The 10,655-nt window shown below is 64.0% G+C and carries 11 protein-coding genes; 8 read left to right on the forward strand and 3 right to left on the reverse strand.

The features are described 5' to 3' along the window. The 6 genes from E5W70_RS27760 to E5W70_RS27785 all read left to right on the forward strand — a co-directional run. Positions 1-261, forward strand: a 261-nt coding sequence (locus E5W70_RS27760) for a DUF3422 family protein (protein WP_292664472.1), incomplete at its 5' end; no start/stop codon positions are given. A 136-nt stretch (positions 262-397) separates the two neighbouring features. Beyond that, positions 398-1,894 carry an FAD-linked oxidase C-terminal domain-containing protein gene (locus E5W70_RS27765; RefSeq protein ID WP_292664474.1) on the forward strand — a complete coding sequence of 499 codons (1,497 nt, stop codon included), beginning with the start codon at positions 398-400 and terminating at the stop codon, positions 1,892-1,894. Positions 1,895-2,117: 223 nt separating this feature from the next. Beyond that, on the forward strand, positions 2,118-3,374 hold the full coding sequence (locus tag E5W70_RS27770) for an FAD-binding protein (protein WP_292664476.1): 1,257 nt from the start codon (positions 2,118-2,120) through the stop codon (positions 3,372-3,374). Continuing rightward, positions 3,371-3,754, forward strand: coding sequence for a hypothetical protein (locus E5W70_RS27775; RefSeq protein WP_292664478.1), 384 nt, complete (start codon positions 3,371-3,373; stop codon positions 3,752-3,754). Before E5W70_RS27770 ends, E5W70_RS27775 begins: the two co-directional genes overlap by 4 nt. A gap of 11 nt (positions 3,755-3,765) precedes the next feature. Further along, positions 3,766-5,067: a glycolate oxidase subunit GlcF gene (glcF, locus tag E5W70_RS27780; protein ID WP_292664480.1), complete on the forward strand. Its 1,302-nt coding sequence runs from the start codon at positions 3,766-3,768 to the stop codon at positions 5,065-5,067. 31 nt (positions 5,068-5,098) lie between these two features. Further along, entirely contained in the window at positions 5,099-6,106 is a 1,008-nt protein-coding gene (locus tag E5W70_RS27785; protein ID WP_292664482.1) for a hypothetical protein, read from the forward strand. Between the two features lie 9 nt (positions 6,107-6,115). Here the strand turns inward: E5W70_RS27785 and E5W70_RS27790 are convergent, their stop codons facing one another. Together E5W70_RS27790 and E5W70_RS27795 are read right to left on the reverse strand one after the other, a co-directional pair. Next, positions 6,116-7,036 carry a bifunctional 5,10-methylenetetrahydrofolate dehydrogenase/5,10-methenyltetrahydrofolate cyclohydrolase gene (locus tag E5W70_RS27790; protein ID WP_292664484.1) on the reverse strand — a complete coding sequence of 307 codons (921 nt, stop codon included), beginning with the start codon at positions 7,034-7,036 and terminating at the stop codon, positions 6,116-6,118. A 268-nt stretch (positions 7,037-7,304) separates the two neighbouring features. Next, positions 7,305-8,039, reverse strand: coding sequence for a L,D-transpeptidase (locus E5W70_RS27795; protein ID WP_292664485.1), 735 nt, complete (start codon positions 8,037-8,039; stop codon positions 7,305-7,307). Positions 8,040-8,260: 221 nt separating this feature from the next. Here E5W70_RS27795 and E5W70_RS27800 point away from each other — a divergent pair, with 221 nt between their 5' ends. Further along, positions 8,261-8,896: a DNA-3-methyladenine glycosylase I gene (locus E5W70_RS27800; RefSeq protein ID WP_292664487.1), complete on the forward strand. Its 636-nt coding sequence runs from the start codon at positions 8,261-8,263 to the stop codon at positions 8,894-8,896. Between the two features lie 4 nt (positions 8,897-8,900). On the opposite strand, the gene E5W70_RS27805 is transcribed toward E5W70_RS27800, so the two are convergent. Then, positions 8,901-9,155 (reverse strand): hypothetical protein, encoded by a 255-nt coding sequence (locus E5W70_RS27805; protein ID WP_292664489.1) that lies wholly within the window; start codon positions 9,153-9,155, stop codon positions 8,901-8,903. A gap of 210 nt (positions 9,156-9,365) precedes the next feature. Between E5W70_RS27805 and hisS the strand changes: the two genes are divergently transcribed. Continuing rightward, positions 9,366-10,655, forward strand: a 1,290-nt coding sequence (gene hisS, locus E5W70_RS27810; RefSeq protein ID WP_292664491.1) for a histidine--tRNA ligase, incomplete at its 3' end; no start/stop codon positions are given.

Here is a 10,655-nt window from a genome sequence, read left to right on the forward strand (position 1 = left end):
CTTTTGGCATCGATGAACAATCGCGCCCGCCTGCAATTGCGCCTGCAGCAGACGGTGGAGGGGCTCTCGGTCGCCGCCGTTTCCTATTATGTCGTCGGCCTCATCGGCTACGTCGCCAAGGGCGCCTCGATCTTCGGCCATGCCTTTGCGCCGGAAATGGTCACCGCCGCCTCGGTGCCGCTCGCCGTCCTGCTCGTCTGGTGGGGCGTGCGCCGCGTCCGCCGCATGCACTCCGAACCAGGCAAGCAGCCGGGCGAGTAGTGTGGCGCGCAGCGGCAGATTGCCGCTGCGGAAGGCTGTCCCGGCCACAGGCCTCCCATCCCGGCCAAAGCGGCATTTGCAACCGGCAGCCGTCGCTGGTAAAAGATTTTTACCAGTCGATCGAAGGAGGCTGTCGATGTCCGGCCTTGCCATGCCGAAACCAGACGACGCCACGTTGCGCCGGCGCGACGAGATCGTCGCCGATATGCGCATCATCGTGCCGGGCGAGGGCGTCGTCGACGCCGCCAATGCCATGCGCGCCTTCGAGAGCGACGGGCTCACCGCCTACCGGCAATTGCCGCTGGTCGTGGTGCTGCCGCAGACCGTGGCGCAGGTCTCGCGGGTGCTGAAATACTGCAGTGACCGCAACATCCGCGTCGTGCCGCGCGGCTCCGGCACCTCGCTCTCGGGCGGCGCGCTGCCGCTGGAGGACGCGGTGCTGCTGGTGATGAGCCGCTTCAACCGGATCCTCGAGATCGATTTTCAGAACCGCATCGTCATTGCTCAGCCCGGCGTCACCAATCTCGGCATCACCACCGCCGTCGAGCAGGAGGGCTTCTATTACGCCCCCGATCCATCCTCCCAGATCGCCTGCTCGATCGGCGGCAATGTCGCGGAAAATTCCGGCGGCGTGCACTGCCTGAAATACGGTCTCACCGCCAACAATGTGCTCGGCATCGAGATGGTGCTGATGAATGGCGAGGTGGTGCGCCTCGGCGGCAGCCATCTCGACGCGGAAGGCTACGACCTGCTCGGCGTCATGACCGGCTCCGAAGGATTGCTCGGCGTCGTCACCGAGGTCACCGTGCGCATCCTGAAGAAGCCGGAGACGGCGCGTGCCCTGCTGATCGGCTTCCCGACCAGCGAGCAGGCCGGCCAATGCGTCGCCGACATTATCGGCGCCGGCATCATTCCGGGCGGCATGGAGATGATGGACCTCCCGGCCATCCACGCCGCCGAGGATTTCGTCCAGGCCGGCTATCCGCTCGATGTCGAGGCGCTGCTGATCGTCGAGCTGGACGGGCCGGGTGTCGAGGTCGATCACCTGATCGGCCTGGTCGAAGCCATTGCCCATAGCAACGGCTCGACAACATGCCGCATCTCGCAGTCGGAGCAGGAGCGGCTGAGTTTCTGGGCCGGCCGAAAGGCAGCCTTCCCGGCGGTCGGCCGCATCTCGCCCGACTATTACTGCATGGACGGCACCATCCCGCGCAAGGAACTGCCGCGCGTGCTCGCCGGCATGCGCGAACTGTCGGAGAAATACGGGCTCGGCGTCGCCAATGTCTTCCACGCCGGCGACGGCAATCTGCATCCGCTGATCCTCTACGATGCCAATGTGCCGGGCGAGCTCGACAAGGCGGAAAGCTTCGGCGCCGACATATTGCGGCTCTGCGTCAAGGTCGGCGGCGTGCTGACCGGCGAGCACGGGGTCGGCGTCGAGAAGCGCGACCTGATGCCCGAAATGTTCAACCAGATCGACCTCGACCAGCAGATGCGCGTCAAATGCGCCTTCGATCCCAACCATCTGCTCAATCCGGGCAAGGTATTTCCGCAGCTGAGGCGATGCGCCGAACTCGGAAGGATGCACGTGCATCGCGGGCAAGTGGCGTTTCCGGACATTCCGAGGTTTTGAGGGGTATGTTGGCGCTTGAACACCCCCCTCTGTCCTGCCGGACATCTCCCCCTCAAGGGGGGAGATTGGATGTCGCTTCGGCTTTCGCCAATCTCCAGCGTCGACATAGGCTCGAAGCGCCGAAACTGCTGATCTCCCCCCTTGAGGGGGAGATGTCCGGCAGGACAGAGGGGGGTGGGAAGGATCGCGGCTTCTCTTCATTTACGATTGGCGCACCCGCCGCATGACCACCTTCACCCCATCAACCGCCGCGGAAACCCTCTCCACCATCGCTTGGGCAGCCGCAGAGGACTCGCCGCTCGAAATCCTCGGCCACGGCTCCAAGCGCGGCATCGGCCGGCCGCAGCAGAGCGAGCATACGCTCGACCTTTCCAAACTCTCCGGCGTCACGCTCTATGAGCCGGCCGAGCTGGTGCTGTCGGCAAAAGCCGGCACGCCGCTGGCCGAGATCGAAAGCCTACTTGCCGAAAACGGCCAGCAACTGGCCTTCGAACCGATGGATTATGGCCCACTGCTTGGCGGTGAGCCAGGACCAGGCACGATCGGCGGCGTGCTGGCGGCGAACCTTTCCGGGCCGCGGCGGCTGAAGGCCGGGGCTGCGCGCGACCATATCCTCGGCATAGCGGCCGTTTCCGGGCGCGGCGGGGCCTTCAAGTCGGGCGGCCGCGTGGTCAAGAACGTCACCGGCTATGATCTATCCAAGCTGATGGCCAACAGCTGGGGCACGCTGGCGGTGTTCACCGACGTCACCTTCAAGGTGCTGCCTGCTGCCGAGACTGAAGTCACGCTCGCCATCCGCGGCCTGCTCGACCATCATGCCGTCGCCGCCATGGCGCTGGCGCTCGGTTCCAGCGCCGAAGTGTCGAGCGCTGCCCATCTTCCCGAACGGGTCGCCGCGCGGGTCGCTGGCGGCAGTCTCGGCAGCGATGCGGCGACGCTGCTACGCATCGAGGGCTTCGGCCCATCGGTCGCCTACCGCATCGCGGCGCTGAAAGACCTGCTGAAAAACGCCGGGCCGCTGCAGGAGATTTCGGGTTCGGTCTCGTATTCGGTCTGGCGCGATGTCCGCGACTGCGCGCCGTTCGCCGATGGCAGCGAAAGGCCGGTGTGGCGCGTCTCGATGGCGCCGTCGCAGGGCCACCAAATGGTGCTGGCGCTGCGCATGCAGGCCGCGGTCGATGCCTTCTACGATTGGCAGGGCGGGCTGATCTGGCTGCGCATGCAGCAGGACGATCCCGAGGCCGGCCTGTTGCGCGGCTTGATCAAAAAATATGGCGGCGGCCATGCGACGCTGGTGCGCGCAACCCCTTCGCACCGCGCTGCGATACCGGTGTTCGAACCGCAAGCGCCGCAACTGGCAGCACTGTCGGCGCGGCTGAAGGCCGAATTCGACCCGAAGAACATCCTCAATCCCGGCCGTATGGCGCCGGGCGCAGGCTCTGCTACTCTCGCCCCGGCAACCGAGGGAGGAGCACAATGAGCGATCCAGGTCAAAACGGTACCTCACGCCAGACCGACCGCTGGCTGGAGCCCGGTCCGACCAATGCGCTGGTCATCTACATCCTCTATCTCGCCGGCCTAGCCATCGGCGTCAGCGGCATTGTCGGCATCGTCCTTGCCTATATCAATCGCGGCAAGGCCGGCGGCTTCGTCGAGAGCCATTACACATTCCTGATCCGCACCTTCTGGATCGGCCTGCTCTATGCACTGATCTCGGCGCTGCTGATGGTCGTGGTCGTCGGCGTCGTGCTGATGGTTGCGGTCGCGGTCTGGTTCATCACCCGCTGCATTCTCGGCTTGCAGGCGCTGCAGCGCGGCGAGCCGGTCAAGAACCCGGAAAGCTGGTTTCTGGGATTGTAGGATTCGTTTACGTGCAGACCAATTTCTCAGCTGCCCAGCTCGCCGATCCGCATGTCGCGGAATCGGAGAAGATCCTGCGCAAATGCGTGCATTGCGGCTTCTGCACTGCCACCTGCCCGACTTATGTGACGCTCGGCAACGAACTGGATTCGCCGCGCGGCCGGATTTACCTGATCAAGGACATGCTGGAAAACGGACGGCCGGCCGACAAGGAGATCGTCACCCATATCGACCGCTGCCTGTCCTGCCTCGCCTGCATGACCACCTGCCCGTCGGGCGTCAATTACATGCATCTGGTCGACCACGCCCGCGTCCATATCGAGGAGACCTACAAGCGTCCGCTGGCCGATCGCCTGACACGCGCCATGCTGGCCTTTGTGCTGCCTTATCCCTCGCGTTTCCGCGCCGCGCTCAAGCTGGCTAAGCTCGGCCAGCCATTCGCCGGCCTGTTCGAGAAAATCTCGGCATTGAAGCCGCTGGCGGCGATGCTGAAGCTCGCTCCAACGCACATCCCCGCTGCATCGCCGATGGCTTCGCCGGGCATCCATGCGGGGCAGGGCGCAAAGAAAAATGGCCGCGTCGCCATCCTCACCGGCTGCGCGCAATCCGTGCTCGATCCCGGCATCAATGAAACTGCGATTTCGCTGCTGACCCGGCTTGGCGTCGAGGTTGTCGTGCCCCAAGACGAGGGCTGCTGCGGCGCGCTGGTGCATCACATGGGCCGCGAGGGCGCTGCCTTGGCGTCGGCCCGACGGAACGTCGACGCCTGGACGCGCGCCGTCGAGCAAGGCGGGCTCGACGCCATCGTCATCACCGCATCCGGCTGCGGCACCACCATCAAGGATTACGGCTTCATGCTGCGCCTCGATCCGGCCTACGCCGACAAAGCGGCGCGCGTCTCGGCGCTGGCCAGGGACATCACCGAATATCTGGCGAGCCTCGACCTGCCCGAGCCGGTCCGCAAGCCGGGCACCATCGTCGCCTATCACTCCGCGTGCTCGATGCAGCACGGCCAGAAGATCACCCGCCAGCCGAAGGAGCTTCTCGCCAGAGCCGGCTTCGTCGTGCGCGAGCCGCGCGAAGGGCATCTCTGCTGCGGCTCGGCCGGCACCTACAACATCCTGCAGCCCGGGATTTCGGCGACGCTGCGCGACCGCAAGGTCAGGAATATCGAAGCGACCGGTGCTGAAATCATCGCCACCGGCAATATCGGCTGCATCACCCAGATCGCCTCCGCCGCCAAGCTGCCGGTGGTGCACACGATAAAGCTGCTCGACTGGGCTTATGGCGGCGAACCACCAAGAATGAGTTGATTGCTCTGCATTCGCTCATGAGAATAGGCCGTTGTCCGATTTGGAATCATTAGAGATTGAAACCATCGTTCGGCTGTTATCGAAGACGCCGCGCGCAACAATCCAGGCACGCTATGAAGACTGCACGGCAATCGCGGCCCGGCATCTCAAGGGCGGGTCCGAATTCCTGTTTGCGCTGATAAAGGCGGCCGTCGAAGCCGACGTTCACCAGACCAGTCTCATTGACGACGTGATTTCGTTTCTCGACGACACGCACTTGGCCCGTCTGGCATTTTTCCTGCAAGGAGAAGTCAAACGCGGAATAGATGTCGAGGATCTGCTCGCTCACGTCGCCTTGCAGGCGCCGGGATTGTTTCCAGACAATACCTTGGGCGACATTCCCGATTTCGCAGACTGGCTGACGCATGATGATCCTCGTTCGCCGCCCGCTTGCCATCACTTCATCTTTGAGGAGGGCGCTCCGAGCGACATGTCTTTTCCGACGCATCGCAACCATCCCACCTGGCACCTTCCGGCGACTGGCAGGCCACTTACGGTCGGCGGCGAAGGATCGGCAGTGTGCCCGACCTGTCGAGAGCGACTGATACATCTGGTTACGCTGGACGACCTTGGGAGTGAGCTGACGATGCCTCGTCCCAGACTCCGTATCGACACCTGTGCGAATTCTCTCGAACCGACCTATTATTCCCACGACGCTGCCGGTGTGCCGACGCCGATCGCGCCTCTGCATTCGCCCTACATTGAGAGGCCTGCAAAAGCCGCCGAGAAAAGAACTGTTCGGTTGGCACCGACCCCTAAACGGTGGCTCAGGCAGTCGTACGGGATAAGCAATTCAAGGCAAAACCTGTTTCGGCTTGGTGGGCTGCCGTCATGGATTCAGGGGCCGCAGTTTCCAGTCGTTCCCGGGACGGATCGGCAAATGAAATTTCTTCTCCAGTTCGATTCACTCGCCGGCTTCTTCTGGGGCAGCGGTGGCATGCTCTACGTTTTCTGGGATGATGAGTCCCGGATCACCTGCCATGTGCCGCAATACACGTGACGAAAGCGCCTACTCCGCCGCCAGCCTGTCCGCCGTGCCGTAGGTGGCCTGGTAGCGGGCGCGCTGGCGGCTGAGCGCCACCATCGTGTTGCGCAGCAGGATCGCCACGGTGATCGGGCCGACGCCGCCCGGCACCGGCGTGATCCAGGACGCGACATGCCTGACGCTCTCGGCATCGACGTCGCCGACGATGCGGCTTTCGCCGTCCGGCCCGATTTCCGAATTGATGCCGATATCGATGACCGCCGCGCCCGGCTTGACCATGTCGGCCTTGATCAGCCGCGGCTTGCCAACCGCGACGAACAGCGCGTCGGCGCGGCGTGCGTGTGCCGCCACCGAACGCGTCATGTGATGGCAGACGGTCACTGTCGCGCCTTCGCTCATCAAAAGGAACGCGATCGGCTTGCCGACGATCTCGGAATGGCCGACGACCACCACTTCGAGCCCCTTGAGGTCGAGGCCGGTTTCCCTGAGCAGTTCGACCGAGGCGGCGGCGGTGCAGGGCGCCAGGTCGAGCTGGTTGTAGACGATGTTGCCGATCGAGGCCGGGTGCATGCCTTCGACATCCTTGAGCGGATGCACCGCCGCCTGCAGCGTCTTGATCGGGATGTGCACCGGCACCGGCCGCTGGATGATGATGCCGGTGACGCGCGGGTCTGCGTTCAGGCCGTGGATCGCCGCTTCGAGTTCGCCGGCGGTGATGTCGGCGCGAAAGCGTCTTTCCTCGAAGCCGATGCCGGCCAGCCCCGCCTTGGCGCGCTGGTTGCGGACATAGACGTCGACCGCCGCGGTATCGCCGACGGTGATCGACACCAGCTTGGGCGGAAAGCCTTCGGCGGTGGCGATCGCCGCGTCCTCGCGCACGCCGGCGATGATGCGTTGGGCAACCGGGCCGCCTCTGAGATAGCGGCTGTCGTCGGAGAGGGACATCGAGATAGGGCCTTTGTCTGGAATTTTGGCTGCCACATAGCAGAGGGGCGGCGAAAAGGCAGCGCGAAAAGCGAACCGCCATGCCGGTCGCGCGACGTGCCGGCGAAATCTTCCCGGCAATTCTTGCTGGCGTTGGCGGAAACAAAAAGGGCAGCACGGCTTGCCGCGCTGCCCTTTCGTGACTGGCCGCATCCCCACACGGCCCGTCCCCCGTTATTCAATGCTCCCGAGGCTTCTGAGCAGAATCATCGGTGAGGTCAACTGCAGATTACAGCACTACAACCGTCGTGCCAACATTGACCCGTTCGTAAAGGTCGACCACGTCCTCGTTGCGCATGCGGATGCAGCCCGACGACACCGCGCCGCCGATTGTCCAGGGCTGATTGGTGCCGTGGATGCGGTATTCGGTCGAGCCGAGATAGAGCGCGCGTGCGCCGAGCGGGTTTTCCATGCCGCCGGCGAGATAGGTCGGCAGATAGCGGCCCTTGGCGGCCTCGCGCTTGATCATGACAGCCGGCGGCCGCCAGTCCGGCCAGACGCGCTTGTTGGTGATCTTGTGGGTTCCGGACCATTCGAAGCCCGGCTTGCCGGTGCCGACGCCGTAGCGCCGCGCCTTGCCGTTCTTTCCGACCAGATAGAGGAAATTCTCTCGCGTATCGATGAAGATCGTGCCCGGCTTCTGCGGGCCGTCATAGGCGACTTCCTGCGGCAGATAGATCGGGTCGATCTGCGGCCGCATCACCATGCGTTTGGCCGGCGCCTGCACCGCTGCGGTGCGCAGCTGATCCGGTTCGGCCAGCCGCCGGTAGCGCCGTTGCGGCTGCACTTCTTGCCGGCTCTGCCGCACAATGCCCGGTGCATGGCCGAGCTGCAGCACCCAGGGCGCCGAAAGATCGGGACTGACCACCACCGGCGGCCTCTCGGCATAGCGGTCGTTGGCATTGGCGGCGCCGGCCGCAAGCACGGCCGCGGCGCCGAACAGTGGGAACAAGAATGTCTTCATCGCAACGCACCTTGATCGTCGAACATGCCGGGGTGCAAAGCCTCCCCGATTTCGCCGACATTGGCGCGAAGCGGCAACCGAAACATGAATCGGAATGCGTAAAATGCCGATCTGTCAGTAAAGCTTTTGGTGTGGTTACCGCCGGGTTCAGGAATCTGGTAAAGCCGCGGTAAAGGCCGCGTCAAAACGCGTTAACGCCAAGACACGAACGGAATTCCGCCATGGATGAAAAGACAGGTCTGCTTGCCGGTCCCGACGGCATCGCCCGCTGCTTCTGGCACGGCAACCTGCCGGATTACCTGCACTACCACGATCACGAATGGGGCCGGCCGGTCGCCGACGACCGCCGGCTGTTCGAGAAGATCTGTCTCGAAGGCTTTCAGTCGGGCCTGTCCTGGTTGACCATATTGCGCAAGCGCGACAATTTCCGCGAGGCCTTCGCCGGCTTCGATGTCGACAAGATCGCCGCCTTCACCGACGCCGATGTCGAGCGCCTGCTTGGCAATGCCGGCATCATCCGCCACCGCGGCAAGATCGTCTCGACCATCAACAACGCCAAGCGCGCCCGCGAACTCATCGACGAGGCCGGCTCGCTGGCCGCCTGGTTCTGGAAGTTCGAGCCCGGCCCGGGCGAGCGGCCCGAGATCGTCGACCTCGCGCATTTGCGCGCCAATCCGACGACGGCCGTCTCGGTCCGCATTTCGAAAGAGCTGAAGAAGCGCGGCTGGAGCTTTGTCGGCCCGACCACCGTCTACGCCTTCATGCAGGCGATGGGGCTGGTCAACGACCATCTCGAGGGCTGCGTCTGCCGCGAGCCGGTCGAGGCGGAACGAAAAGCGTTCAAGCGGCCGAAATAGCGGCTCAGGCGCCGCCGACGCCGGCGAGGAAAAACCCGGCCAGGATGGCCGCCAGCGCAGCGAACACCGGATAGATCACCAGCAGGCCGGTCATCAGCACGTCGCGCATGGTCGGCCCGCTGCGCTGTTGCACCGCTATCTCGAACGGTCCGGCGATTTGCTGCGTCATTTTTGGCGCATCGCTGTCAGCCGGCCGCAGCCGGACCGAGGCGTCGCGTGCGCCGCTATCGATAATGTCGAACTTCTGTAGCGTGGCCATGGCCCCGAACCCCTTGTTTCGGCGCGCTTATCGGCCCGGATTGTGTCGGCACGATGCCGCGCGCATGGCGCAATTGTTTCAGCTTCTTTTTCTTGCCTTCTCGCGCAGAGGGAGCAGGGAGAAGCGCAAACCCTTGCCTTCTCCGGGCTGCATCGGTAGGACACGCCGACCCGAAATAAGTCATCGTTTACCCAGCAAAGTACCCATCCCATGGCCGACAAATCCGAAAAGATGAAAGCGCGGCTGCCGCGCGGCTTTGTCGACCGCGGCGCCGACGATCTGCGCGCCGTCGAGAAGATGATGGCGACGATCCGCTCGGTCTTTGAGCTCTACGGTTTCGAGCCGGTCGACCAGCCGCTGATCGAATACACCGATGCGCTCGGCAAATTTTTGCCCGACCAGGACCGGCCGAACGAGGGCGTGTTCTCGTTCCAGGACGATGACGACCAGTGGCTGTCGCTGCGCTACGACCTGACCGCGCCGATGGCGCGCTTTGTCGCCGAGAATTTTGAGCGCTTGCCGAAGCCCTATCGCAGCTACCGCTCAGGCTGGGTGTTCCGCAACGAGAAACCCGGTCCCGGCCGCTTCCGCCAGTTCATGCAGTTCGATGCCGACACGGTCGGCACGCCGGGCGTCGCCGCCGACGCCGAGATGGCGATGATGATGGCCGACGTGATGGAGGCGCTCGGCATCAAGCGCGGCGATTACGTCGTCCGCGTCAACAACCGCAAAGTGCTCGATGGCGTGCTCGAGGCGATCGGCCTCGGTGGCGACGAGAACATCGGCCGCCGGCTGACCGTGCTGCGCGCCATCGACAAGCTGGACAAGCTTGGCGTCGCGGGCGTGCGCCTGCTTTTGGGCGCGGGGCGCAAGGACGAGAGCGGTGATTTCACCAAGGGCGCCGGGCTGGACAATACGCAAGTCGACGTTGTCATCAGCTATTTCACAGTCATGGCGCAGCACGATCCCGAAAAAATTGTCCAGACACTGGGATCCATCAACCCCGGTCTCAGCAATCTTATCGAGGAAAGGAAACTCGAACATCTGGGCATCACGAACGCCTCGTTTGTTGAGGGTCTTGCAGAGTTGGAGCAGATAAGAACCATGGTCGCACAAAGCGGCTACGGTGAGGATCGCATCCGCATCGACCCTTCCGTCGTCCGCGGCCTCGAATACTACACCGGCCCGGTCTACGAGGCCGAGCTGCTGGCCGAGATCCCCAACGAGGACGGCCAGATCGTGCGCTTCGGCTCGGTCGGCGGCGGCGGTCGCTATGACGGTCTGGTCTCGCGCTTCCGTGGCGAGCCGGTGCCGGCGACCGGTTTTTCCATCGGCGTGTCCCGGCTGATGACGGCGCTGAAGAACCTCGGCAAGCTCGACACCTCGGACGTGATCGCGCCGGTCGTCGTGCTGACCATGGACAAGGATACGGAAAGCCTCGGCCGCTACCAGAAGATGGTGGCCGAGCTGCGTGCCGCCGGCATCCGCTCGGAAATGTAT

The sequence above is a fragment of the Mesorhizobium sp. genome (genome assembly GCF_005063415.1).
In the GTDB taxonomy this organism is placed as follows: Bacteria; Pseudomonadota; Alphaproteobacteria; order Rhizobiales; family Rhizobiaceae; genus Mesorhizobium.